The following is a 25,418-nucleotide window of genomic DNA, read 5'->3' as shown; positions in this document are numbered from 1 at the left end:
TAAAAACGCTTTTTTATAAAGAATTGTGAATAATCGGCATCGTGAATTATTTCCCTTCAAAGTTTCATTCGCTCAATTTTCAACCTGTTCAAACAATGCGTGATCTGTCGCCCAAATACTAAACAAAGCTTGTAAAGCCCCTACTATTAACGTTTTTGCGACATATTATTAACATCTTACAAGGAGAAAAAAAGCCATGAGCCAAATACACAAACACGACATTCCCGCAAACATTGCGGACCGTTGCCTGATCACCCCGGAGCAGTACCACGAGAAATATCAGCAATCTGTTACCAACCCGGACGCCTTCTGGGGCGAGCAGGGTCACATCCTTGACTGGATCAAACCTTATCAGAAGGTGAAGAATACCTCTTTCGCGCCAGGCAACGTCTCCATTAAATGGTATGAAGACGGCACGCTGAACCTGGCGGCGAACTGCCTGGACCGCCATCTTGCCGAACGCGGCAACGAAACGGCCATTATCTGGGAAGGCGACGATGCCTCTCAGAGCAAACATATCTCTTATAAAGAGCTGCACCGCGACGTCTGCCGCTTCGCTAACGTGCTGCTGGACCAGGGGATTAAAAAAGGCGACGTGGTGGCGATCTACATGCCGATGGTGCCGGAAGCGGCAGTAGCTATGCTCGCCTGCGCGCGTATCGGCGCGATCCACTCCGTCATCTTCGGCGGCTTCTCCCCTGAAGCGGTTGCCGGGCGCATCGTTGACTCGAACTCGAAGCTGGTGATCACCGCCGACGAGGGCGTACGCGCCGGGCGCGGTATTCCGCTGAAGAAAAACGTCGATGAAGCGCTGAAAAACCCGAACGTCAAATCCATCAATAACGTCATTGTCCTCAAGCGTACCGGCGGCAAGATCGACTGGCACGAGGGGCGTGACCTGTGGTGGAGCGACCTGATTGAAAAAGCGAGCGACCAGCATCAGCCGGAAGAGATGAATGCGGAAGATCCGCTGTTTATTCTTTACACCTCCGGCTCAACCGGTAAACCGAAAGGCGTACTGCACACCACCGGCGGCTATCTGGTCTATGCGGCCACCACCTTTAAATACGTCTTCGACTACCATCCGGGCGACATCTACTGGTGTACCGCCGACGTGGGTTGGGTCACCGGACACAGCTACCTGCTGTACGGCCCGCTGGCCTGCGGCGCAACGACGCTGATGTTTGAGGGCGTACCGAACTGGCCGACCCCGGCGCGCATGTGTCAGGTGGTCGATAAGCACCAGGTAAACATTCTTTACACCGCGCCAACGGCGATCCGCGCGTTAATGGCGGAAGGTGATAAGGCCATCGAGGGCACTGACCGCTCCTCATTGCGCATCCTCGGCTCCGTGGGCGAGCCCATCAACCCGGAAGCCTGGGAGTGGTACTGGAAGAAAATCGGTAACGAGAAGTGCCCGGTGATGGACACCTGGTGGCAGACCGAAACCGGCGGCTTCATGATCACCCCAATGCCGGGCGCGACGCAGCTGAAGGCCGGCTCGGCAACCCGTCCGTTCTTCGGCGTGCAGCCTGCGCTGGTGGATAACGAAGGTAATCCGCAGGAAGGCGCTACCGAGGGTAACCTGGTGATCACAGACTCCTGGCCGGGCCAGGCGCGCACGCTGTTTGGCGATCACGAGCGCTTCGAGCAGACCTACTTCTCGACCTTCAAAAACATGTACTTCAGCGGCGACGGCGCGCGCCGGGATGAAGATGGTTATTACTGGATCACCGGACGCGTGGACGACGTGCTGAACGTTTCCGGCCACCGTCTGGGTACGGCAGAAATTGAGTCCGCGCTGGTGTCGCATCCGAAGATTGCCGAAGCGGCGGTGGTCGGCATTCCTCACAACATCAAGGGCCAGGCGATCTACGCCTACGTCACCCTGAACCACGGTGAAGAGCCGTCGCCGGAGCTGTATACCGAGGTGCGCAACTGGGTACGTAAAGAGATTGGCCCGCTTGCCACGCCGGACGTACTGCACTGGACAGACTCGCTGCCGAAAACCCGTTCCGGCAAGATTATGCGCCGTATCCTGCGCAAAATCGCGGCAGGCGATACCAGCAACCTCGGCGATACCTCAACGCTTGCCGATCCTGGCGTGGTGGACAAACTGCTCGAAGAGAAGCAGGCCATCGCAATGCCATCGTAATGTTTTCTCCCTCTCCCCGTGGGAGAGGGCCGGGGTGAGGGCATCAGACCGCACCTTCCTCCCCTCACCCTAACCCTCTCCCCATAGGGGAGAGGGGATAAAACAAACCAACCTTACCTCTGGAGATTTCTGTGATGAATAACGATATTTGTCAGCAGATAGAGAATAGTGCGCACTACAGGGAGCTCGTCGATAAGCGGCAACGGTTTGCCTTCACCCTTTCCATCATCATGCTGATTATCTATGTCGGCTTTATTCTGCTGATCGCCTTTGCGCCGCAGTGGCTCGGTACGCCGCTGCACGCCGGAACCAGCGTTACGCGCGGTATCCCGATTGGCATTGGCGTTATCGTGATTTCGTTTGTGCTGACGGGTGTGTACGTCTGGCGTGCGAACGGTGAATTCGATCGTCTTAATAAAGCAGTGCTGCAAGAGGTAAAAGCATCATGAAGCGAGTCCTGACGGCGCTTGCCGCCACACTTCCCTTTGCTGCCCAGGCGGCGGATGCCCTTACCGGCGAGGTTCAGCGACAGCCCACCAACTGGCAGGCGATTATCATGTTCCTGATTTTCGTGGTGCTGACGCTGTACATTACGTACTGGGCGTCGAAACGCGTTCGCTCCCGTAACGATTACTACACTGCGGGCGGCAACATTACCGGCTTCCAGAACGGGCTGGCGATTGCGGGTGACTTTATGTCCGCCGCCTCGTTCCTCGGGATCTCCGCGCTGGTGTACACCTCCGGCTATGACGGCCTGATCTACTCCCTCGGCTTCCTCGTTGGCTGGCCGATCATTCTGTTCCTGATTGCCGAACGCTTGCGCAACCTGGGACGTTACACCTTCGCTGACGTGGCATCCTATCGCCTGAAGCAGGGGCCGATTCGTACCCTCTCCGCCTGCGGCTCGCTGGTGGTGGTGGCGCTGTATCTGATCGCCCAGATGGTGGGCGCGGGCAAGCTTATCGAACTGCTGTTTGGCCTGAACTACCACGTCGCGGTGGTGCTGGTGGGCGTGCTGATGGTGATGTACGTTCTGTTCGGCGGCATGCTGGCCACCACCTGGGTGCAGATCATCAAAGCCGTACTGCTGCTGTTCGGCGCGAGCTTTATGGCCTTTATGGTGATGAAACACGTCGGCTTCAGCTTCAATAACCTGTTCACCGAAGCGATGGCTGTCCACCCGAAAGGAGAAGCGATCATGAGCCCGGGCGGGCTGGTGAAAGATCCGATCTCCGCGCTCTCTCTCGGTCTCGGCCTGATGTTTGGTACCGCTGGCCTGCCGCACATTCTGATGCGTTTCTTCACGGTGTCAGACGCGCGTGAAGCGCGTAAGAGCGTCTTCTACGCCACCGGCTTTATGGGTTACTTCTACATCCTGACCTTTATCATCGGCTTCGGCGCGATCATGCTGGTGGGCGCGAACCCGGCGTTTAAAGACGCGGCGGGCGCGCTGATTGGCGGTAACAACATGGCGGCGGTGCACCTGGCCGATGCGGTGGGCGGCAACCTGTTCCTCGGCTTTATCTCCGCCGTGGCCTTCGCCACCATCCTTGCGGTGGTCGCCGGGCTGACGCTGGCGGGCGCGTCTGCGGTATCGCACGACCTCTACGCCAACGTCTTCCGTAAAGGCGCGAGCGAGCGCGACGAGCTGAAGGTTTCCAAAATCACCGTGCTGGTGCTGGGCGTGGTCGCTATTCTGCTGGGGATCCTGTTTGAGAAGCAGAACATCGCCTTTATGGTGGGACTGGCCTTCTCGATTGCGGCAAGCTGTAACTTCCCAATCATTCTGCTCTCCATGTACTGGTCCAAACTGACCACCCGTGGGGCGATGATAGGCGGCTGGCTCGGCCTGCTGACAGCGGTAATTCTGATGATCCTCGGCCCGACCATCTGGGTGCAGATCCTCGGTCACGAAAGCGCTATCTTCCCGTACGAGTACCCGGCGCTGTTCTCCATTGCCGTGGCGTTTATCGGTATCTGGATCTTCTCGGCTACCGACAACTCGCCGGAGGGTAACCTGGAGCGTGAGAAATTCCGCGCCCAGTTTATCCGCTCACAAACCGGCCTCGGCGTTGAGCAGGGCCGCGCACACTAAGCCTTTCTCCCCGGTCACGCTGGCCGGGGAGCTTAAAACATCACCCACGCCACCAGCGGCGCAATCAGCACCATCGTCACGCCCGAGAGCATCATCACCAGGCTTGCAACGACCCCTTCCTGCTGACCCAGCTCATACGAACGCGCCGTGCCTGCCCCGTGAGATGCCGCGCCAAACCCTGCTCCTTTCGCCATCCCTTCACGGATAGAGAGCCGCAGGAACAGTACATCTCCCACCGCCATGCCAAAGACGCCCGTCACCACCACAAACAGCGCCACCAGATCCGGCTGCCCGCCGAGCGGTTTGGCGGCCGCCAGCGCAAACGGCGTGGTCACCGAGCGCACGGCCAGGCTGCGCTGAATTTCATCGGAGAGGGTAAACAGCCGCGCCAGCCAGACGGAGCTACAGACCGCCACCACCGTCGCGGTGACGACGCCCGCGCTGAGCGACATCCAGTGGCGTTTGATAATGGCGAGGTTGTCATAAACGGGTACGGCAAAAGCGATAGTCGCCGGGCCGAGCAGCCACAGCAGCCAGTGGGATTCACCAATGTAGTTCTGCCAGGAGATATGGCCGAAGACCAGCATCAGCACCAGCAGGATCGGCGTAAAGACCAGCGGCATCAGCGGCAGCGTGCGAAAGCGGCGATACAGGCGCTTGTTGGCAAAGTAGATGGTGACCGTCACGATCAGGCACAACACGCTTATCTGAAAGTTAGTCATGCTTTTGCCTGCTGATTTCGAACCGGTACACCTTATCCACCACCCAGGCGGTGGCACCCAGCACCATCAGCGTGCTCAGGGCAATAACCGCGAAGATGCGCCAGCCGTCGACCATCAGCAGCTGCGCATAGTTCACCACCGCCACCACGGCCGGAACAAAGAACAGCAGCATCTCCGCCAGCAGCCAGCGCGCGCCGGCGCGCACCCAGCTGAGGGGCAACGCGCGGCAGAGGATCAGCACCAGCATCAGCACCATCCCTACCAGGTTGGCGGGTAAAGGCAGGTGCAGCCAGTCGACAAGGTATTCCGCAAAAATAAACAGTCCCGCGTAGAGCAGTACCTGAACCGGGACCTGGAGTCGTTGCACAACGGCAGGCGTAACACGGCTTAACGCCACGGCCATGGGTTTTTTCCTCAGAATTGAGACGAGGCGCCAGTATAGTGAGCGTACGTCATCGACTGAAATGAATTAAAATCATCGAAGGTATAGTTTCGAGGAATAATCATGGACATAAGAACGCTGCGCTATTTTGTCGAGGTGGTTCGCCAGCAAAGTTTTACCCGCGCAGCGGAGAAGTTGTTCGTTACCCAGCCAACCATCAGCAAGATGCTGAAAAACCTCGAAGACGAGCTGAACTGTACCCTGCTGATCCGCGACGGACGCAAGCTGCTGCTGACCGATACCGGACGCGTGGTGTTCGAGCGCGGGCTGGCGATCCTGGCGGAGTTTCGCCAGCTTGAGGCCGAGCTTGCGGACATCAACCACCTGACGAAAGGTCTGCTGCGGCTCGGCATTCCGCCGATGGTTGGCATGATGATGGCCGGGCCGATAAGCCTGTTTCGCCAGCGTTACCCTGGCGTTGAGCTCAAAATTTCTGAATTTGGCGGCCTGACCGTGCAGCAGGCGGTGATCAACGGCGAGCTGGACGTGGCGATGACGGCCCTTCCCGTGGAGGAAGAGAGCGGGCTGGCAACGCTGCCGCTGTTCAGCCATCCGCTATGCGTGCTGGTGCCCCGCTCCGGCGACTGGCTGAAGATAGACTCAGTGAAGCCCGATCTGCTCGGCGAACACCCGCTGCTGATCTACAACGAAGACTTCGCCTTAAGCCGCCAGCTGATGACCCTGTTTAACCACCATAACGTGAAGCCGCGCATTGCGGTACGCAGCGGCCAGTGGGATTTCCTCGCGGCAATGGTGCAGGCGGGCGTGGGAATTGCCATTCTGCCACAGCCGATCTGCGAGCGGCTTGATAAAAACACGCTGCGCTGGATCCCGCTGGAGAGTGACCTGCACTGGCAGTTAGGGATGATTTGGCGTGAAGGGGTGTATCTGTCGCACAGCGCACAGGCGTGGCTGCAATGTTGTGAGGGGTTTTGGGTGCGGTCTGAATAGTGCCGGGTGGCGGCTTCGCCTTACCCGGCCTACGGTTCAAATGTAGGCCCGGTAAGCGTAGCGCCACCGGGCAACAACGCGCTACTGATTCTCTATTAACAGCGCTTCTAACAGGTCCAGATCGTGCAGCAGCTTTTGCAGCGTCTCGTTGCTGATCTGACGCGTGGCGCGCAGGTGATACAGCTCGGCACGCTCGGAGCGCAGCGCCGCCAGGCGGAAACGACGCTCCAGGTTCTCTTCCTGCAGCGAGCTTTCCACGTCGTTACGTCCGTCAGCACGACGGCGCAAATTACCAATCACGCGTGAACTGACTTCCTTCAGCAGCTGGTTATCAATGTTCTCTTCGGCATCGGCAGCCAGACGCTCCTCCATCTTCTCAATGGCGACAATCGCGACTTCTGCCGTCGCCGCGCGGGCTATCCGCTCCTCTTTGTGCTGTTGGGTTGAGTCACCGGCATCAATGTGCTGGAGTAAAATCGGCAGCATAATCACGCCGACAAACAGCGAGAAGAGAATCACGCCCGCCGCCAGGAACACCAGCTCGTAGCGCGCCGGGAAGACGTCGCCCGTCGGCAGCAGCAGCGGAATAGAGAGCACACCGGCGAGGGTTATCGCCCCGCGTACGCCCGCGAAGGAGGCAATCAGCAGCTCGCGCGTGGTCCAGGAGCCGAACTCCATCGGCTTTTTGGTCAGGAAGCGCATGCTGAATTTTTTCATCGTCCACAGCCAGCCGAAACGCACCAGCATTAATGCCATGTAGATCAGCACGATATCGGTAAACAGCATCCAGACTTCAACGTTTGGATCCGCCTCCGCCGCGATCAGCGAGGATTCCATAATGCCCGGCAGCTGCAGGCCCAGCAGCAGGAAGACCATGCCGTTAAAGACAAACTCCAGCATCGCCCAGGTGCTGTTGGCGCGCAGGCGCATCGCCAGCGGCGCACGGCGCATCACGCCGGAGCGGGTGATGGTCATCCCCGCCGCTACCGCCGCCAGAATGCCCGACACGCCGATATGTTCAGCGATAAGGTAAGAAGCAAACGGCAGCAGGAACAGCAGAACGATTTGCGTCGCCGGTTCATCGCCGCCCCAGCGGCTGAGGAAGCGCAGCGAACGACCGTACAGCCAGCTCACCACGAAGCCCGCGAGAATACCGCCAATCGCCACCTTGAAGAATTCCAGGGTCGCGCCACCAATGGTAAAGACCATGGTGCCCATGGCTACCGCCACGGCAAACTTCAGGGCCACCAGGCCGGAAGCGTCGTTCATCAACGCCTCGCCCTGCAAAATGCCCATTATTTTCTTCGGAATGCGCCCTTCACCCACAATGCCGGAAAGGGCCACGGCGTCGGTCGGCGACAGCACGGCGGCCAGCGCAAAGGCGGGAATTAACGGGATACCCGGTACGGCCCAGTAGATCAGGAAACCAATCCCGACCACGGTAACGACCACCAGCGCCAGCGCCAGGCCGAAGATCTCTCGCCCGTGCTCAAGAAATTCGCGCGTCGGCGTTTTCCACCCATCGGCAAACAGCAGCGGCGGGATAAACAGCACGAGGAACAGTTCCGGATCGAACTCCACGTGCAGACCGAACGTCGGCCACGCAAGCAGCGCGCCGATGGCTATTTGCATTAAAGGCAGGGGGACCTGGAAGGGCAGTACGCGTGTAACCACCCCGGATAATGAGACCACAAGGGTCATGATGAGTATTGTGAAGAAAATTTCCATGCGTTCCCTGTTTGCTGTGTTTCTTTTTAAGCCAAACCTGAGGCGTCGTGCCTCTTATTCTATCCTCTCCAGAGTAACGCAAAAGGCAACGGGATGAGTCCTGAAAATAAAAACGGGCGGCCTGAGCCACCCGTTTTCGCATCAATGGATAACTCAGATTGCCCAGCCGCCCGCGTAGAAGGCGACCAACGCAACGGCGATCACCACGGTGCCGATGTTCAGCTTGCGCCACTCTCCGGAAACCAGACGACCAATCACCAGCGACGCGAAACCGATCATGATGCCGGTCACGATGTTACAGGTCAGGACGATAAACACTGCGGTAATCAGGCCGGACATCGCATCCACGAAGTCCGCAAAATCGATTTTCGCCACGTTGCTCAGCATCAGCAGGCCGACGTACATCAGCGCTGGCGCGGTCGCATACGCAGGCACCAGGTAGGAGAGCGGAGAGAGGAACAGGATCAGCAGGAACAGCACGCCGACGGTGATGGCCGTCAGGCCGGTTTTACCGCCTGCCGCCGTACCCGCTGCAGATTCGATGTACACCGCCGCAGGCGCCGCCCCCACCAGACCAGAGAAGACGCTGCTCAGGGAGTCGGTGGTCAGCGCTTTGCCGCCATCAATAATCTGACCGTCTTTATCCAGCAGGTTGGCCTGACCGGCCACCGCGCGAATGGTACCGGTGGCGTCAAATACCGCGGTCATCACCAGCGCCAGCACGCTTGGCAGGATCACCGGGTTCAGCGCGCCGACGATATCCAGGCTGCCGATCAGGGAGTTGCCTTTGTCATCGCTCAGCGACGGCATGGCGAAAATACCGGAGAAGTGAACGGTCGGATCGAAAATCAGGCCGACAATAGAAATGCCAATAATGGTCAGCAAAATGCCGCCCGGCACCTTCAGTTTTTCCAGGCCGATAATCACCGCCAGACCGATGAGCGACATAATGACCGGGAAGCTCGCGAAATGACCGAGCGCTACCGGCAGGCCGTCCAGCGGGTTCTTGATGACCAGACCCACGCCATTGGCAGCGATCAGCAGCAGGAACAGGCCGATACCGATACCGGTGCCGTGCGCCACGCCCTGCGGCAGGTTGCGCAAAATCCAGCTACGGATGCCGGTGGCAGAAATAACGGTAAACAGTACGCCCATCAGGAACACGGCGCCGAGGGCAACCGGTACGCTGATCTGCTGGCCCAGCACCAGACTGAACGCGGTAAAGGCGGTCAAAGAGATGGCGCAACCAATCGCCAGCGGCAGGTTCGCCCACAGGCCCATTACGATGGAGCCCACGCCGGCCACCAGGCAGGTGGCGACAAAGACAGCCGCAGGCGGGAAGCCCGCCTTGCCCAGCATGCCCGGCACCACGATGACGGAGTAAACCATCGCCAGAAACGTGGTCAGACCAGCAACGACTTCCTGGCGCACGGTGCTGCCACGAGCCGAAATTTTAAACATGGCGTCAAGTGAACCGCCGGTACGCGCAGATGGCGTAGACATAGAAAACATCCCCTGAGAGTTTTTATAGAACGTCCATAAGCGTGGTGGAGACACCGCTGCCAGCTAAAACGTCAAATCCGTGTGTTGCGTTTGCGACGAAAGGGCGTCACAAAAAAAGCAAACGTTTAGCTCCGCGCTTATAAAACGGGTGGTCAAATTAAGGCAAACGATTATCCAGCCTAATACCCGCCCTTTTCAACTGAACTTTATCGTTTTTCGCTAAAATTCACTTATGACGATGAAGAAATAAACAGAGGATGCGCAAACGTTATCGTCTATGCGCAATTTGTTTACATTTCAATCCTCGCCCGGGATCGTTAACGGGCCACCTTGTTGCAGGGTTCTTTGCCAGCCAGGACTAGTTTCCACTTTTTGCTTCCATGCCTGAATATGCGGCAGATTAGCAATGCCGCCGCGCGCCAGCAGGGCAAAGAGGGGGAAGCTCATCTGAATGTCGGCCATGCTTAACGTCTCTCCGGCAAACCAGCTGTTTTTAGCAAGATGTGAGTCAATAAAGCGCGCATGGGTCTCCAGCTGGGGGTTGAGATACGCTTTCTGTACCCCCTGCCCCAGCGCCTTACCCAGCGTTCGGATGCCAAACGGCACGGGCGGCTTGCCCAGGCTGCTGAAGACCAGCTTCATGAGCAGCAGCGGCATCAGCGACCCTTCTGCGTAATGCAGCCAGAAGCGGTATTGCACCTTATGCGCGGGGTCTAAAGGCTTCAGCCGCGATTCGGCATCATAGGTTTCCTGCAGATACTCCAGAATGGCGCCTGACTCCGCAAGGATCAGCCCGTTATCTTCAATGACCGGCGATTTGCCCAACGGATGCACCTTTTTGAGGGACTCGGGTGCCAGCATGTTCTTTTCGCGCTGGTAGTGAACAATCTCATAAGGCAGGGCGAGCTCTTCCAGCGCCCAGATCACGCGGTGCGAGCGCGACTGGTTAAGGTGATGTACCGTGAGCATGATTTTCTCCTGTTATTCATACTTTTTAACTATAGAAAATCGAACAACACCGCGAAAAAATTTCGTCTAAAAAACGGCTAGCGCGGCTGGCGAAAAAACGGGTCTTGCATAGAATTAAAGTGTCAGCACAATCCGGAACCTCCCCAACCAGCTCGACACGAGGGGTGCTGATGTCGGGGGAAACCCTCCCGTGAACCAGCGGGATAGAGAGAAAGACAAAGACCGGGAAAAACTAAAGCGCCCTTAGTGGCGCTTTAGTTCTTTATTATGCTTTTTGCCGCAAGAACTTAATCCTCCTCCAGCAGCCGCGCCCCGGTCCCCTGCTCGCCCAGCCTGTCGCCAGGGTTACGTAGCGGGCAGTCGCTACGGGACAGGCAGCCGCAGCCGATACAGCCGTCCAGCTCGTCACGCAGCGCCACCAGCGTGTGGATACGCCTGTCCAGCTCTTCACGCCACTGGGACGAAAGCTCTTTCCACTCTTTCGGGCTAAGCGTATGCCCTTCCGGCAACACGCCGAATGCCTCACCGATTGTCGCCAGGGGAATGCCGATGCGTTGCGCAATTTTGATAATCGCCACGTAGCGGAGCACGTCACGGGTGTAGCGGCGCTGGTTTCCGCCGTTACGGATGCTTTTAATTAACCCTTTGCTTTCATAGAAGTGGAGCGCCGATACCGCAACGCCGCTTCGCTTTGCCACTTCGCCGGGGGTTAAAAGCGCTTTAATGCGCGGCAATCTCTTTTCCATAAAACCTCTTTACCTCAAGTTAACTTGAGGAATTATACTCCCCCGCAGAGAAAACGACGAATCAACCGAGAAAGTTGTATCTACAGAGGGGCAACCTTATGTCGCATCAGCAAATTATTCAGACACTTATTGAATGGATTGACGATCATATCGACCAACCGTTGAACATTGATGTGGTCGCAAAAAAATCGGGCTATTCGAAATGGTATTTACAGAGAATGTTCCGCACGGTCATGCACCAGACGCTGGGGGAGTACATTCGCCAGCGCAGGCTCCTGCTGGCGGCGCAGGCGTTACGCTCAACGCAGCGGCCGATTTTTGATATCGCGATGGATCTTGGCTATGTTTCGCAACAAACCTTTTCCCGCGTGTTTCGCCGCGAGTTTGACCGTACGCCGAGCGATTATCGCCACCAGTTGAATTAATGCATATCAGTGCAAAGGTTGCTGCTGCCAGGTCATAAACTCCTGGGGCGGCATCGCTTTCGCGAAGTGCCATCCCTGACAGAACTCAACGCCGCGCTTCAACAGCCAGCTCACCTGCTCAGCCGTCTCAACCCCTTCCGCAATGGTTTTAAGCCGCAGGCTTTGCGCCATCTCGATAATATGCTCGGCGATCAGGTGGCTGGTACTGTTGGTGGTTAAGGTGTCGATAAACGATTTATCGATTTTCAGAATATCCACGTTCAACGAGTAGAGGTTGTGCAGGTTGGAATAACCGGTCCCGAAATCATCGATCGCCACTTCATAGCCCGCCTGACGGAAGGCCTGAATCACCGGCGTGGTTTTTGGCACATCGATAAAGCCGCGCTCCGTCACTTCAATTTTAATTTGCTGGGCGCGTACGGCGTAGTGCCGGGCCTTGTCAGAAATCATGGCGATCAGCCGCGAGGAGTGAAAGTCCGTGGCCGACAGGTTGATCGAAATATAGAGATGCGGATGCGCCGCCAGGAAATGGCCCAGATCGCTGAACACCTCCTCAACGACATAATCCGTGATCCGCTCGCTCATTCCCTCTTTTTCCGCAAGCGGAATAAACTCAGCCGGGCTCATTACCTGCCCATTGAAACCAGGCCAGCGCAACAGCGCCTCTGCCCCCACACACTGGTTGTTCTTGATATCAATAATCGGCTGATAGTGCACACAAAGCTGTCGCTTGTTTAGCGCCCGGTGCAGTAAGCGCCCCGGCGAATTAAGCTCACGATGGGTGCGGGACCACACCAGCAAAATAATAATGCTGCAGATCATTCCCAGCGGTAACGTCAACGTCGCCTGGTGATAGAGCGTTTCATAAAAACGTTTATCTGACGTCGACACGATGGCGGCAATAGGCCGATTTGTCGATTTCACGACGGTATAGAAACGGTTATCTTTTTGAAATACCGATTCCTTATCCCGAATCATCGAATTTAATAAAGTCGCATTGGCTTTCTGGCTGACGGAAAAGAAGGCATTAGTTACCGTGTCGTATACCCCCCATGCGAGGGAATGATCGGTAGACATCACTTCACTGTAAGAAAGCGGATTGACCACCACGACATAATTTCCGCGCTGCATATATGTCATTTTATAGCCAGTATAAAATGGCGTATCGCGAAAATAATAGATAGCAACGTCAGGTTTACGCGTGTAATTAGCGACCGGAATGACGTAGGGTTGATCCGGTGTAAAAACGGTCGAACAAAGAAAATTCTGACCTTCCGCATAAATTAAATCGGCGACAAACAGGCGGCCACGAACAACGTTCAACATATATTGACGATGTTCCGGCGTACAACGTTCACCCTGATATTTTTCTGCCTCGCCCCTGGCCAGTTCAACTTGTTGAATTACCAGTTCTGTTTTGTCTAAAGCCAGTTCAGCAAATGTCCGTAGCTGAGCGCTCGTTTCCGACTCGGCTCGTAGCTGGGCAAACCATAGAGCAAGCATCACCGGCAGCATAACTACCATGATGATCCCTACCACTCTGAGCATTTTGCGCCGCGCGCTACGATTCATTTCCCGCCCTATATCCCTGCATGTTGTACGCCTGTAGTAATGAAGGCCGGATGCTTTGTTAAACAGGTGATTACGTTGCATGAATCATGCGAAGTTAGCAACTGACTTTTAGTATTAAAAATCTTAAATTTCGTTATGACGATAATATTTTCCCGTAAGCTAAACTGTAAGTATTCGTTCCGTTTTAATTAAGGAAAATAATTATCCATCGCGTACGGGAGGTTTGAAGAGAACACAACAGAGGATCGCTGATTAAGCAAAACTTCTGGCGGAATGAAAAAAGTACAACACCAACGTGACGTTTCATCCTATTTCTGCGGGTATATTTTGTTCGTTGTTTTATAAATAATCAGACATCACCACAATATTATCAGAAAATAATGCGCCCCCTAAAAACGGCACGGCTGGCCGTCTCTCTGCCTCCAGATGCTCTTCCCCACTTACCCGACGGGATTACCTCAGCGCGTTGTGGATCCGCCTCCCCCTGTCCGAAGGCGGTCCCGCACCGCATGCTCTTTTTTCCGGGTAATAAAATCCCTTTTTTGGCTACGCAGGCACTGGCGAATAAATCAACAAATGTGATATAGTTCACACATATTGTGTAACGAGAAACACTGTTTCATTCAGTTCGTCTGTTTTGTAGAGGATGGGTTTTATGGCAACCATTACTACCAGCATGGTTCTCCTGCGCTGGCCCTTGTTGAGCGCGGTTTTGATGTTTTTAGCCAGCACGCTGAACATTCAGTTTCGTAAATCCGACTACGCGGGTCTTGCCGTCATAAGTACCCTGTTAGGGCTTGGCGCGGCCTGCTGGTTCGCAACGGGCCTGCTGGGCATTACCCTGCTGGATATGGCCGCGGTCTGGGAAAATATAAAAGTGGTGATGGTTGAGGCGATGAACCACACCCCACCAGACTGGCCGATGGTGATTACCTGATCCCTTCAGCAATAAAAAAACCCAGACGATGTCTGGGTTTTTTGTTTTAGCATCCGTTGATCAGAACGGGATATCGTCGTCGAAGTCCATTGGCGGTTCGTTAGACGGAGCAGGAGCAGACTGCTGCTGCGGACGAGACTGCGCGCCGCCGCTGAACTGGTTGCCGCCCTGCGGCTGCTGAGGCTGACCCCAACCACCCTGCTGCTGGTTCTGACCGCCACCTGCCGGTGCGCCACCGCCCTGACGGCCACCCAGCATTTGCATGGTGCCGCCCACGTTCACCACCACTTCCGTGGTGTATTTTTCCTGACCGGATTGGTCGGTCCATTTGCGGGTACGCAGCTGGCCTTCGATATAGACCTGAGAACCTTTACGCAGATACTCACCGGCTACTTCTGCCAGTTTGCCAAACAGCACAACGCGGTGCCATTCGGTCTGCTCTTTCATTTCACCGGTCGCTTTATCACGCCAGGATTCGGAAGTAGCCAGCGTAATGTTGGCAACTGCGCCACCACTCGGCATGTAGCGTACTTCCGGGTCCTGGCCCAGATTACCGACGAGAATCACCTTGTTTACGCCTCTGCTGGCCATGTTCGTGTCTCCTGAATACGTTTCTTAATAGTGTAAACGCGCGAGTGTACCATTTCCACGCGGCAATTTGCATAGTTGCGTGGTCGGTTCAGAAATCTCCCGCGAACTCGACATTGTTACACAGCGAATCAGAAAATGCATTCCAATACTGTATATTCAAACAGGTCAAATTGTGTCATAATTAGCCGTTTCTGACAGCCGTTTGTCCTTCAAACAAACCAGGCAATCCGTGTTCCAACCGGGAAAGGTGAATGGATAAGATCGAAGTTCGGGGCGCCCGCACCCATAATCTCAAGAATATCAACCTCATAATCCCTCGCGACAAACTCATCGTCGTGACCGGGCTTTCGGGGTCTGGCAAATCCTCACTGGCTTTCGACACTTTGTATGCCGAAGGACAGCGTCGTTACGTCGAATCACTTTCTGCGTACGCGCGTCAGTTCCTGTCGCTGATGGAAAAACCGGATGTCGATCATATTGAAGGGTTATCGCCTGCTATCTCTATTGAGCAGAAGTCTACCTCGCATAACCCGCGTTCAACGGTCGGTACCATTACCGAAATCCATGACTACCTGCGTCTGCTGTATGCCCGCGTGGGTGAGCCGCGCTGCCCGGACCACGATGTCCCGCTGGCGGCACAGACCGTGAGCCAGATGGTGGATAACGTGCTGTCGCAGCCGGAAGGCAAACGCCTGATGCTGCTGGCACCGATCATCAAAGAGCGTAAAGGCGAGCACACCAAAACGCTGGAGAACCTGGCAAGCCAGGGCTATATCCGCGCCCGTATCGACGGCGAAGTGTGTGACCTGTCCGATCCGCCAAAGCTTGAGCTGCAAAAGAAACACACCATCGAAGTGGTGATTGACCGCTTTAAGGTGCGTGACGATCTCGCCACGCGTCTGGCTGAATCCTTTGAAACCGCGCTGGAACTCTCTGGCGGCACGGCCGTGGTCTCCGACATGGACGACCCGAAAGCGGAAGAGCTGCTCTTCTCCGCCAACTTCGCCTGCCCGATTTGCGGCTACAGCATGCGCGAGCTGGAACCGCGCCTGTTCTCGTTCAACAACCCGGCGGGCGCGTGCCCGACCTGTGACGGTCTGGGCGTGCAGCAGTATTTCGATCCGGATCGCGTGATCCAGAACCCCGAGCTGTCGCTCGCGGGCGGTGCGATTCGCGGCTGGGATAAGCGTAACTTCTACTACTTCCAGATGCTGAAGTCGCTGGCGGAGCACTACAAATTCGACGTTGAAGCGCCGTGGGCAAGCCTGAGCCCGAACGTGCACAAAGTGATCCTGTTCGGTTCCGGCAAAGAGAACATCGAGTTCAAATACATGAACGATCGCGGCGATACCTCCGTGCGTCGCCACCCGTTCGAAGGGGTGCTGCACAATATGGAGCGCCGCTACAAAGAGACCGAATCCAGCGCGGTGCGCGAGGAGCTGGCGAAGTTCATCAGCAACCGCTCCTGCGCCACCTGCGAGGGCACGCGTCTGCGTCGCGAAGCGCGCCACGTGTTTGTGGAAAACACGGCGCTGCCGACCATCTCAGACATGAGCATCGGCCACGCAATGGACTTCTTCAACAACCTGAAGCTTTCCGGCCAGCGTGCGAAAATCGCCGAAAAAGTGCTGAAAGAGATCGGCGATCGCCTCAAGTTCCTCGTGAACGTTGGCCTGAACTACCTGACGCTTTCCCGCTCGGCAGAAACGCTCTCCGGCGGTGAAGCCCAGCGTATCCGTCTGGCGAGCCAGATTGGCGCGGGCTTAGTCGGCGTAATGTACGTGCTGGATGAACCGTCCATCGGCCTGCACCAGCGCGACAACGAGCGTCTGCTCGGCACGCTGATCCACCTGCGCAATCTCGGCAACACGGTAATCGTGGTGGAGCACGACGAAGACGCAATTCGCGCCGCAGACCACGTGATCGACATCGGCCCGGGCGCGGGCGTGCACGGCGGCCAGGTGGTGGCGGAAGGTACGCTGAAGGACATTATGGCGGTGCCCGAGTCGCTGACCGGCCAGTACATGAGCGGCAAGCGCAAAATTGAAGTGCCAAAACAGCGCGTCGCGGCGAACCCGGAAAAAGTGCTGAAGCTCACAGGGGCGCGCGGCAACAACCTGAAGGACGTCACCCTGACGCTGCCGGTTGGCCTGTTTACCTGCATTACCGGCGTGTCCGGTTCCGGTAAATCGACGCTGATCAACGATACGCTGTTCCCGATTGCGCAGACGGCGCTGAACGGCGCGACGCTGGCCGAGCCTGCACCGTACCGCGACATTCAGGGGCTGGAGCATTTCGACAAGGTTATCGACATCGACCAGAGCCCGATTGGCCGTACGCCGCGTTCCAACCCGGCGACCTATACCGGCGTCTTCACGCCCGTACGTGAACTCTTCGCTGGCGTACCGGAAGCGCGTTCGCGCGGGTATACGCCAGGACGTTTCAGCTTTAACGTGCGCGGCGGCCGCTGTGAAGCGTGTCAGGGCGACGGCGTGATCAAGGTTGAGATGCACTTCCTGCCGGATATCTACGTGCCGTGCGACCAGTGCAAAGGCAAGCGCTATAACCGCGAAACGCTGGAGATTAAATACAAAGGCAAGACCATCCACGAAGTGCTGGACATGACCATCGAAGAGGCGCGCGAGTTCTTTGACGCCGTCCCTGCGCTGGCGCGTAAGCTGCAGACGCTGATGGACGTAGGCCTGACCTACATTCGCCTGGGGCAGTCAGCAACAACCCTGTCCGGCGGTGAGGCGCAGCGCGTGAAGCTGGCGCGCGAGCTGTCCAAGCGTGGTACCGGCCAGACGCTCTACATTCTGGATGAGCCGACCACCGGCCTGCACTTTGCGGATATCCAGCAGTTGCTTGAGGTGCTGCATCAGCTGCGCGATCAGGGCAACACGATTGTGGTCATCGAACATAATCTTGACGTGATTAAAACCGCGGACTGGATTGTCGATCTCGGCCCGGAAGGCGGCAGCGGCGGGGGTGAAATCCTCGTCTCCGGTACGCCAGAGACCGTTGCAGAGTGCGAAGCCTCGCACACCGCGCGCTTCCTTAAACCGTTGCTGTAATTGTTACACGGAGAGCTGCTGTCGGGTCGCTTCCGGCAGCAGCTCAACCGCCTGCTTGTAGGACGCATCCACCAGATAGTAAATTTGTGAGCCGGGCAGCGAGCCGTCCAGATAAACGGTACTCCAGTGCGCCTTATTGAGGTGCTGGCTCGGCCTCACATCATCATGCTGCTGACGTAATAGATCCGCCAGTTCCGGGCTGGTTTTCAGCGACGCCGCCGGGCGCCCTTCAACCTCTTTCACCATCGCAAACAGCACGTCTCCCACTTTGATCTGCGTGGCTTTCCAGTCGCTGTGAACGCTTTGTTCCGCGCCAGGCTTGCTCATGCAGTACTGAAGTATCTCCGAAATTGTCATCTTTATTCCCCTTGTAGCGTTGCGATAATTTTACGCGAACCACCGTGAATGCGATGTTCTCCCAGCCAGATCCCTTGCCATGTTCCCAGCATTAGCCGCCCGTTATGAACCGGCAGCATCAGCGATACGCCCAGCAGAGAAGATTTGATATGCGAAGGCATGTCATCTGCGCCTTCATAATCGTGCTCGTAGGGGGCGTTGTCCGGAACCGTCTTCAGGAAATGGTGTTCCATATCAGACCGGACGGTAGGGTCGCAATTTTCATTAAGCGTGAGGGAGGCTGACGTGTGCTGAAGCAGCAGATGCAGTAAACCCGTTTTGACGCGCGACAGGTCGCGGAGTTGCCCGATGACTTCGTCCGTCACAAGGTGAAACCCGCGGGGTTTAGCGCTTAAGGTCAGGGTCTGTTGATACCACATGAGCTGCTCCGTTCTGAAAGATGAATCTTTCTAAGTGTGCAGCAAGAAGGCGAAAGGTAAAACCCGCAGCGGCGGATTTGTTCAAAAAAGAATCAAACCCGCCGCTCAAGAACTAATACTCGGAGTTAACAATCACCTCCTCGCCAAACTTGCCTGCCATCGGCAGCGGTCGATAGGTCGAGTTAGAGGCACGCAGCACCCGGATCGCTCTGGCCCCCACATCCTGCGCCGCGGTAATGTCGTTATCCGAATCACCGTAGAACACTTTGATGTTTTTCTGCTCCAGCCACTGGGTTTTGGTGTTTTGTCCCTCTTTATCACCGGCAAAAATGACCGGATTCATGCTGGCCGCCGGGATCTGAAAATCGTCCTGCAGGGTTTTGGAGACGGTCTCCGTTTTGGTCTGGCTACGGCCGGTGACAAAGTAAATGCTGTCGCCGCGCTTAACGTGCATGGCGATCAGCGCTCGGGCCACCTCTTTCGGAATGCTGAACTCATCCCAGCCGTTATTCATTTTTTCCCAGAACTCCGGGTTCTTCAGATACGCTTCGCTGTCAGGAGAATACGTTTTCTTGCCACGCCAGAAGCCAGGGCTTGAGAACAGCACGGTATCGTCAATGTCGAAGCCCACGGCCATTGGCGGGCGGCCCACCAGGCTGTTTTCGATTTGGGCCACGGAAACCCAGTGAATGGGTGCCTGCTCGGCAAGGATGGCGGCGGTGGTACCGGTGTAAAGCGGCGTCGGTGCGGAAGCTCGCGCGACGACGGCGCTATTAAGCGAGAACAATAAGCAGGCGGCGCTGAGCGCCAGTGTGATCTTGCGCATATTTTCCCCTGAATATTCAGTTTGTTATCTTTATATTTTGAGTGAATGGTCAAAAATCTATCCGACCATAACCCCAGCGGGAGGGGAAGGAAAGGAGTTTTTACTTATAAAGATGAATAAAAAGAAGACGATCACAAAGTGCCGGGGGACGTGTTTATGCGGTCTGATGCCCTCACCCCAGCCCTCTCCCACGGGGAGAGGGCTGGGTTAGTGAGCATTTACATTACAGCAGCAAACGTCTGCGCCACGCGCTGGACGTTGCCGGCATTCAGGCCCGCCACGCACATACGGCCGCTGGAGATCAGGTAGACGCCGAACTCGTCACGCAGGCGATCGACCTGTGCCGCGCTCAGTCCGGTATAGCTGAACATCCCGCGCTGCTTGAGCAGATAGTCGAAGTTATACCCCGGCACCGCCTCTTTCAGCACGTTAACAAGTTCCTGACGCATCGACAGAATGCGCTTGCGCATCGCTTCCACTTCCGCAAGCCAGGTGGCTTTCAGCTGTTCGTCGCCCAGAACGGTCGCCACCACCTGCGCACCAAAGTTCGGCGGGCTGGAGTAAATACGGCGGACCGTCGCTTTCAGTTGGCCGAGAACGCGCCCCGCGGCTTCGGCGTCTTCACACACCACGGACAGACCGCCAACACGCTCACCGTAGAGAGAGAAGATTTTTGAGAAGGAGTTGCTGACCAGCGCTGGCAGCCCGGCGCTGGCAACGGCGCGGATGGCGTAAGCATCTTCTTCCATGCCCGCGCCAAAGCCCTGATAGGCGATGTCGAGGAACGGGATCAGGTTACGTGCCTTCAGCACCTCGATCACCGCATCCCACTGGGCATTGGTGAGGTCCGCCCCGGTCGGGTTATGGCAGCACGGGTGCAGCAGCACGATGCTGCGCGCCGGCAGGGTGTTCAGTTTTTCCAGCAGCGCTTCGACGCGCACGCCATTGGTTTCGCTGTCGAACCACGGATAGGTCTCGACCTTAAAGCCCGCACCTTCAAAGATGGCCACGTGGTTTTCCCACGTCGGGTCGCTGACCCACACGCCGGAATCCGGAAAATATTTTTTCAGGAAATCAGCGCCTACCTTCAGCGCACCCGAGCCGCCCAGCGTCTGGATAGTCGCCACGCGCTTTTGCGCGAGCACCGCGTGGTCCGCACCAAACAGCAGCGGCGCAATCGTATTACGGTAGGTGTTTAACCCTTCCATCGGCAAATAAAGCGAAGCACCGTGCGGGGTTGCGTTAAGACGTGCTTCGGCTTCGGCAACGGCTTTCAGTTGAGGAATGATGCCGTCCTCGTTGTAATACAGACCAATGCTGAGGTTCACTTTATCGCTGCGAGGATCTTCTTTGAAACGCTCCATTAAGGAGAGGATAGGGTCGCCGGCATAGGCGTCAACGTTCTGAAACACGCGATGGTTCTCCGGAATTCGATGAGGCAGGGATTTCAACAATAAACCGGAATATCACGCAACACCACCCCTTAAGATTATCCTGCGATCGGCATAGGTTTTTTGCGCCCTCTCTCCATGACATTTACCCAATATTTTCCCCTTCTCGCTTTCCGTAATGTGACTCCTGCGCAACCGCGCATTCACTGATTCAAGGAGTTCACATTATGGATTCACAATTTATTGGTTCAGTCATTAACGCCCTGCCGCTGGAGCATATGATCGGCGGTCCTCTTCAGGCGATGATCAAAGCACAGGTTCAGGCAAGCAAGTCATATACCGACTTCCTGCTCTCTGTCTGTATTAAAGACGGCAAAGCCGTCGCGATCGAGTTCGACTACGACGAAACCGTAGTAGATGAACAAGGCGTGAACAAAGGCAGCGTGACCCGCAAGATGAGCATTCCTCTGCTGGCGGCAATCACCCACCCTATCATCTGTATCGAAGACGGCACCATCGACTTTGAGCTGGAGGTGAGCCAGAGCGAAGCCAGTTCCAGCAGCACCGAAGCAGAGGCTTCCGTGGAAGCGTCCGTCGGCTGGGGCGTATTCAAAGCGAAAATGACCGGCAAGGTCTCCCATAAATCGGAGCAGACCCGCTCGACCGATACACGCGCTAAATATTCCATTCATACCCAGATTAAACGCCAGGAGCCACCTGAAGCTCTGCAGCGCGTAATTGATTACCTGACCAACGCCAAAACCAAGCCTGTCGCCGCGCAATAATCTCCCACGCCGCGACATACGTGCGATTCCGTAACGCAAGGGCTATCCGGGTAGCCCTTTTTTATCCAGGAGCGAAATATGTCTTTTAAAAAATGGCTGCGCGGCGGCAAGGATGAAGAGCCGGAAAACAGAACAGGTAAAGAGGATGAAGGCACGCCGCCGGTACAGGGAAACACGCCCCCTACGCCAGTCGATATTCCCGGCGTGCCGATCTCGCTTGAAGATATCACGCGCGGGATGCAGTACGCGGCCACGGCGGCCAACGAACTGATTGCTCAGCAGTATATGAAGGCGCTGGATCCCTTTTTTGAACCCGCAGAAGACGGTTCGTTGATGCCACGCACGGTACAGCTGGCACTGGATGAAAAACACTACTTTGACCTGCCTTTAGTCGCGCTTTCGACACCGCGCGGGCTGATGCTGGAAAAGATGAAGGTCAATCTGACGATCCGCACGGAAGGCATGCAGGCACCGTCCCGCCAGTCCGGTGAAAACGAATTTGGCCGCTTTCACGTCAGCCTTTCGCCTTCTAGCGATAACAAAGGCGGGCGTGACAGCCGCCACGTCGATGTGGAGATGCAATTTACCGCGCTTGAGCCGCCGGAAAGCGTCATGCGTTTGATTGATGAATACACCAACAAGGTGATTCCCCGCCCGAAAGCAGAGGAGACTTCGTAATGCAAAAACAACCAGAACGTACAGGTGACAAAGGCATTCAGCTTATTTGCCAGTTTGAAGGGCTGAAACTGGAGCGCTATCGCGATGCCGTGGGGTTGTGGACCATCGGCTATGGCCATTTGATTCTCAAAGAGGAGATGGAAAAGCTCACAAAAATCACTACCGGTGAAGCTAAAGATCTGCTGCGCAAAGATCTGAAACGCACCGAGGACGGCGTGAAGAAACTGCTGTGCAGCGCTTCGACACAGAACCAATTCGACGCGCTGGTTTCATTCGCCTTCAACCTTGGCGTGGGTAATTTAAAGAAATCAACGCTACTCAAAAAATTCAACGCAGGCGATATCCAGGGAGCTGCACTGCAGTTCAAATGCTGGAATAAGGCAGGCGGTAAAGTACTGGCCGGTCTGACGCGTCGCCGTGATGCCGAAATGAAATTGTTCCTTAGTTAAATCTGGAGGTTAATATGACGTTATCTGTCGCTTTAAAAAATGTGCTTTTGTTTGCACCTCTGCTGGCCGTTATGCAAGCCAATGCAGCGTTACCCACCTGCGAGAATGAGATTAAAGACGTTAACACCTTCCTTTCTCTTCAGGGAACTGCCCAAATAAATGATGTGGATGGTCTTGCAAAAACATTGCGCAGTCTCACACAAACCGGGCGACTGCCGTCCCGCTATATCTCCAGCGATGAAGCGAAACGCCTGGGCTGGTCGGGTAATGAAACAGAAACACTTTGGGGTCTTAAACCTACGAATAATAAATGGATAGGTGGAGATAACTACACCAGTCCAAAACTTCCCTCAGCGCAATCCTGGTTTAGCGCCGATATTGATGTTGTTAAAGGATATCGCAGTGCCAAACGCCTGATCTATACCCTTTCCGGACCTCAGCGGTATATCACCACCGATAAATATCAACACTTAGTGGAAGTGGCAGCCTGCAATTAACTCACACGTTAACATCGGAGAAGCATGATGGAACTGAAAACAGAATACTTTCCTGCAGGAGTACTCGGCTACAAGGCCTGCAAATATAAAGCAAAAGACTGGAATTCGACGAAATATCTTAACGAAACAAAAAATGATGCGGAATGGTCTGGATTTTATGTCAGCAGTACGGAAACGCTGACGCTAGGCTATATGTCGGATTGTGCCGACACGTTGGGCAATGGAATGGCCTACCTTAATATCGTCAACATTAATACACCCGCACGTGTTATTGTATGCCATGATGAGAGGTTTAAATCGCCAACGCATGATAAATCAGAATTACTAAGAGAGCTTAAAGAAGCCATGCGCAGAATGGAAATTCCTGTTGCGGATAACGATTTTCTCATCCCAACGCTATCACGCTATCGTTTCTACTTTAAATGTTATAACAATGAATACAGCAACGATATGGAAATCATTATACCGAACGATCTGGTTGATAATGTAACACTGAAAAGCTATAAACAGCAAAATTTCATAAATGGGGTCGGCCAGACACTGGTCAATTATGTCAAATAGACTCAACTATTTTAGATGTATTGAACATAAGACTCTCTTTTGAGGGTCTTATTATCAATGAGGAGATTACTATGCATGCCTCCATTCCTCCGGCATTAATTAGCGCTTCACTCCTGGCACTCGCAGGATTATTCGGTGGTGTAAGCATCTCTTTTTTTTGGCAACCGCAGCGTTTACATCAGCACAGCAAGTTCATTGCGGGCATAATCTTTGGTGGAATCAGTATGGGTGCCGCAGTCGCGTTAGGTGGCCTTACAGCAAGATGGTTAAAGATTGATCTAACCCAACCAGATATCACCATGGGGCTAGGTTATATTTTAGGGGCGATGAGCAATGGTCTTATTGTCTGGCTGGCTAATTTTTTTCGCCGCCACGAACAGCAGGATATTTTTGATGTTGCCTCAGTCATCAAAAAAAAGGTGCGCAATGAGGCACTCCCCAATTCATCCCTGATCAACACGGATAAAGAGGACTAACATGAACAGCGTAACGGACTGGTGGATGTTATTCATCACAATCATGCTGGACCTTGTCATCTCTTTTGTGATCCTCTTTTGCGCTTACAGTAAAAGAATCAAAAAACAACCTATTCTCTATAAGGCTGGATTCGCTGCGATTGCTTTTGGATTATTTGCCCAGAGCGGGCTGAATATTGAAAGTTTATTGACAGGCCATGATAATGTAAGCGCAAGCGTTCCTTTCTGGTTCCTTCAGGACGCGGGAACCTTAATGATCATCATTCGTTTCTTTTTAACAAGATAACGACCGCACAATAAAATGCGTGACAAACGCCATCGTTGTCACGCATTTTTTAGAAAGATAATTTCAGAACGTAATAGAGTGAAAAAGATACTTTATTTATTAATATATTTAAAGTAAAGCTTAGCTGCCTGTGTGCGATTATTCACCTGAAGACGATGAAATATTGACTCCAGATGGACTTTGACGGTACCTGCGCTAATGTTCAATTCTCTACCGATTTGCTTATTTGTTCCGCCATTTGCCAGCAAGCTTAATACTTCTTTTTGGCGCTGGCTGAGCATAAGAACCGGAGAATTAACTTTCGCTGTGGCTTCATGCATAATGACCTGTTCAGGTATACAAATAACACCAGATAATACCACATTGATGACCTGCATTATTTTTTCAGCAGAGAGTGATTTTATAACAACCCCTTTTATATTATGGTGCTGGTAAAGGTTAAAATTTCTATCGCACGCTTTACGAAACATCATCACTACCGGGATCGTTGGCCATTCAACGTCAAGTTCATCAATAAACCCAGAATAGTCCATATCTCCATCAAGCAGCACAATCGAAACAGGCGTTGACTTGAGCACTTCTTTTGCATCTTCGTAGCTGTGGGTAGCAGAAAAAGTACATTCTGGCATGACTCTTTTCAGCTCATTTTTCATACCATGAATGTAGATCGGTAACTCATCGATCATCAATATATTCATCTCAACTTAACCTCACCTGAGTACTATTCTTTTAGGTTATGAATAACAACATATTCCGAAAATGAGTATGAGCGCTAATTGAGAT

The 25,418-nt window shown here is 54.7% G+C and carries 27 protein-coding genes; 14 read left to right on the top strand and 13 right to left on the bottom strand.

Going from position 1 to position 25,418, the window contains the following annotated elements; genetic code table 11:
* Window positions 1–196 precede the first annotated feature (196 nt).
* From acs to actP, 3 genes are all read left to right on the top strand, one after another.
* Window positions 197–2,155 (top strand): acetate--CoA ligase, encoded by a 1,959-nt coding sequence (acs, locus tag OKF39_RS02600; RefSeq protein WP_041911526.1) that lies wholly within the window; start codon window positions 197–199, stop codon window positions 2,153–2,155.
* Between the two features lie 134 nt (window positions 2,156–2,289).
* A complete protein-coding gene (locus tag OKF39_RS02595) occupies window positions 2,290–2,604 on the top strand; it encodes a DUF485 domain-containing protein (RefSeq protein WP_479983789.1) in 315 nt (104 codons plus the stop codon).
* Complete coding sequence (gene actP / locus OKF39_RS02590) at window positions 2,601–4,250, top strand: cation/acetate symporter ActP (RefSeq protein ID WP_479983442.1); 1,650 nt, start codon at window positions 2,601–2,603, stop codon at window positions 4,248–4,250. The genes OKF39_RS02595 and actP overlap by 4 nt, the downstream gene beginning before the upstream one ends.
* A 32-nt stretch (window positions 4,251–4,282) precedes the next feature.
* Here the strand turns inward: actP and OKF39_RS02585 are convergent, their stop codons facing one another.
* Both OKF39_RS02585 and OKF39_RS02580 read right to left on the bottom strand, forming a co-directional pair.
* Window positions 4,283–4,972 carry an LrgB family protein gene (locus tag OKF39_RS02585; RefSeq protein ID WP_479983441.1) on the bottom strand — a complete coding sequence of 230 codons (690 nt, stop codon included), beginning with the start codon at window positions 4,970–4,972 and terminating at the stop codon, window positions 4,283–4,285.
* A complete protein-coding gene (locus OKF39_RS02580) occupies window positions 4,965–5,375 on the bottom strand; it encodes a CidA/LrgA family protein (protein ID WP_028015182.1) in 411 nt (136 codons plus the stop codon). The genes OKF39_RS02585 and OKF39_RS02580 overlap by 8 nt, the downstream gene beginning before the upstream one ends.
* 102 nt (window positions 5,376–5,477) lie before the next feature.
* Between OKF39_RS02580 and OKF39_RS02575 the strand changes: the two genes are divergently transcribed.
* The gene (locus OKF39_RS02575; RefSeq protein ID WP_041911529.1) at window positions 5,478–6,365 is read left to right on the top strand and encodes a LysR family transcriptional regulator; all 888 of its coding nucleotides are present in this window, start codon (window positions 5,478–5,480) and stop codon (window positions 6,363–6,365) included.
* An 81-nt stretch (window positions 6,366–6,446) separates the two neighbouring features.
* On the opposite strand, the gene OKF39_RS02570 is transcribed toward OKF39_RS02575, so the two are convergent.
* From OKF39_RS02570 to soxR, 4 genes are all read right to left on the bottom strand, one after another.
* Entirely contained in the window at window positions 6,447–8,093 is a 1,647-nt protein-coding gene (locus OKF39_RS02570; RefSeq protein WP_041911530.1) for a Na+/H+ antiporter, read from the bottom strand.
* Window positions 8,094–8,246: 153 nt separating this feature from the next.
* On the bottom strand, window positions 8,247–9,596 hold the full coding sequence (ghxP, locus tag OKF39_RS02565) for a guanine/hypoxanthine transporter GhxP (RefSeq protein WP_028015179.1): 1,350 nt from the start codon (window positions 9,594–9,596) through the stop codon (window positions 8,247–8,249).
* Between the two features lie 297 nt (window positions 9,597–9,893).
* A complete protein-coding gene (locus OKF39_RS02560; RefSeq protein WP_028015178.1) occupies window positions 9,894–10,565 on the bottom strand; it encodes a glutathione S-transferase family protein in 672 nt (223 codons plus the stop codon).
* 287 nt (window positions 10,566–10,852) lie between these two features.
* Window positions 10,853–11,311: a redox-sensitive transcriptional activator SoxR gene (gene soxR, locus OKF39_RS02555; protein ID WP_023331806.1), complete on the bottom strand. Its 459-nt coding sequence runs from the start codon at window positions 11,309–11,311 to the stop codon at window positions 10,853–10,855.
* 98 nt (window positions 11,312–11,409) lie between these two features.
* Here soxR and soxS point away from each other — a divergent pair, with 98 nt between their 5' ends.
* Window positions 11,410–11,736 (top strand): superoxide response transcriptional regulator SoxS, encoded by a 327-nt coding sequence (gene soxS, locus OKF39_RS02550; RefSeq protein ID WP_008503387.1) that lies wholly within the window; start codon window positions 11,410–11,412, stop codon window positions 11,734–11,736.
* Window positions 11,737–11,742: 6 nt separating this feature from the next.
* On the opposite strand, the gene OKF39_RS02545 is transcribed toward soxS, so the two are convergent.
* Entirely contained in the window at window positions 11,743–13,308 is a 1,566-nt protein-coding gene (locus tag OKF39_RS02545) for an EAL domain-containing protein (protein WP_028015177.1), read from the bottom strand.
* Between the two features lie 655 nt (window positions 13,309–13,963).
* Between OKF39_RS02545 and OKF39_RS02540 the strand changes: the two genes are divergently transcribed.
* Window positions 13,964–14,245, top strand: coding sequence for a YjcB family protein (locus OKF39_RS02540; RefSeq protein ID WP_028015176.1), 282 nt, complete (start codon window positions 13,964–13,966; stop codon window positions 14,243–14,245).
* Between the two features lie 60 nt (window positions 14,246–14,305).
* Here OKF39_RS02540 and ssb1 read toward each other — a convergent pair whose 3' ends face one another.
* Window positions 14,306–14,836: a single-stranded DNA-binding protein SSB1 gene (gene ssb1, locus OKF39_RS02535; RefSeq protein ID WP_006810470.1), complete on the bottom strand. Its 531-nt coding sequence runs from the start codon at window positions 14,834–14,836 to the stop codon at window positions 14,306–14,308.
* 251 nt (window positions 14,837–15,087) lie between these two features.
* Between ssb1 and uvrA the strand changes: the two genes are divergently transcribed.
* Window positions 15,088–17,910: an excinuclease ABC subunit UvrA gene (gene uvrA / locus OKF39_RS02530; protein ID WP_041911534.1), complete on the top strand. Its 2,823-nt coding sequence runs from the start codon at window positions 15,088–15,090 to the stop codon at window positions 17,908–17,910.
* A gap of 3 nt (window positions 17,911–17,913) precedes the next feature.
* Here uvrA and OKF39_RS02525 read toward each other — a convergent pair whose 3' ends face one another.
* The 4 genes from OKF39_RS02525 to tyrB all read right to left on the bottom strand — a co-directional run bounded on the left by OKF39_RS02525 (window position 17,914) and on the right by tyrB (window position 20,924).
* Window positions 17,914–18,267: an MmcQ/YjbR family DNA-binding protein gene (locus tag OKF39_RS02525; RefSeq protein WP_028015174.1), complete on the bottom strand. Its 354-nt coding sequence runs from the start codon at window positions 18,265–18,267 to the stop codon at window positions 17,914–17,916.
* Window positions 18,268–18,269: 2 nt separating this feature from the next.
* Window positions 18,270–18,686: a secondary thiamine-phosphate synthase enzyme YjbQ gene (locus OKF39_RS02520; protein WP_041911536.1), complete on the bottom strand. Its 417-nt coding sequence runs from the start codon at window positions 18,684–18,686 to the stop codon at window positions 18,270–18,272.
* A 112-nt stretch (window positions 18,687–18,798) separates the two neighbouring features.
* Window positions 18,799–19,512 (bottom strand): acid phosphatase AphA, encoded by a 714-nt coding sequence (gene aphA / locus OKF39_RS02515; protein WP_047366859.1) that lies wholly within the window; start codon window positions 19,510–19,512, stop codon window positions 18,799–18,801.
* Between the two features lie 218 nt (window positions 19,513–19,730).
* Complete coding sequence (tyrB, locus tag OKF39_RS02510) at window positions 19,731–20,924, bottom strand: aromatic amino acid transaminase (protein ID WP_479983440.1); 1,194 nt, start codon at window positions 20,922–20,924, stop codon at window positions 19,731–19,733.
* Between the two features lie 206 nt (window positions 20,925–21,130).
* On the opposite strand from tyrB, the gene OKF39_RS02505 reads away from it, so the two are divergent.
* The 7 genes from OKF39_RS02505 to OKF39_RS02475 all read left to right on the top strand — a co-directional run bounded on the left by OKF39_RS02505 (window position 21,131) and on the right by OKF39_RS02475 (window position 24,635).
* A complete protein-coding gene (locus OKF39_RS02505) occupies window positions 21,131–21,688 on the top strand; it encodes a DUF2589 domain-containing protein (RefSeq protein WP_045335167.1) in 558 nt (185 codons plus the stop codon).
* Window positions 21,689–21,766: 78 nt separating this feature from the next.
* Window positions 21,767–22,366: a DUF2589 domain-containing protein gene (locus OKF39_RS02500; RefSeq protein WP_075202824.1), complete on the top strand. Its 600-nt coding sequence runs from the start codon at window positions 21,767–21,769 to the stop codon at window positions 22,364–22,366.
* Complete coding sequence (locus tag OKF39_RS02495) at window positions 22,366–22,815, top strand: lysozyme (RefSeq protein ID WP_479983439.1); 450 nt, start codon at window positions 22,366–22,368, stop codon at window positions 22,813–22,815. Before OKF39_RS02500 ends, OKF39_RS02495 begins: the two co-directional genes overlap by 1 nt.
* 14 nt (window positions 22,816–22,829) lie before the next feature.
* Window positions 22,830–23,312 (top strand): ribonuclease domain-containing protein, encoded by a 483-nt coding sequence (locus OKF39_RS02490; protein WP_049137633.1) that lies wholly within the window; start codon window positions 22,830–22,832, stop codon window positions 23,310–23,312.
* Window positions 23,313–23,336: 24 nt separating this feature from the next.
* Complete coding sequence (locus OKF39_RS02485; RefSeq protein WP_127353581.1) at window positions 23,337–23,873, top strand: hypothetical protein; 537 nt, start codon at window positions 23,337–23,339, stop codon at window positions 23,871–23,873.
* Window positions 23,874–23,944: 71 nt separating this feature from the next.
* Entirely contained in the window at window positions 23,945–24,349 is a 405-nt protein-coding gene (locus OKF39_RS02480) for a hypothetical protein (protein WP_049137637.1), read from the top strand.
* Between the two features lies 1 nt (window position 24,350).
* Window positions 24,351–24,635 carry a hypothetical protein gene (locus OKF39_RS02475; RefSeq protein ID WP_063943975.1) on the top strand — a complete coding sequence of 95 codons (285 nt, stop codon included), beginning with the start codon at window positions 24,351–24,353 and terminating at the stop codon, window positions 24,633–24,635.
* 92 nt (window positions 24,636–24,727) lie between these two features.
* Here OKF39_RS02475 and OKF39_RS02470 read toward each other — a convergent pair whose 3' ends face one another.
* Complete coding sequence (locus OKF39_RS02470; protein WP_239663189.1) at window positions 24,728–25,321, bottom strand: response regulator transcription factor; 594 nt, start codon at window positions 25,319–25,321, stop codon at window positions 24,728–24,730.
* Window positions 25,322–25,418 lie beyond the last annotated feature (97 nt).

The sequence above is a fragment of the Enterobacter cloacae complex sp. HYC042_NIDB genome, from assembly GCF_056673315.1.
Note: the sequence above shows the minus strand (reverse complement) of the source record. Positions and strands in the feature narration are given on the sequence as shown.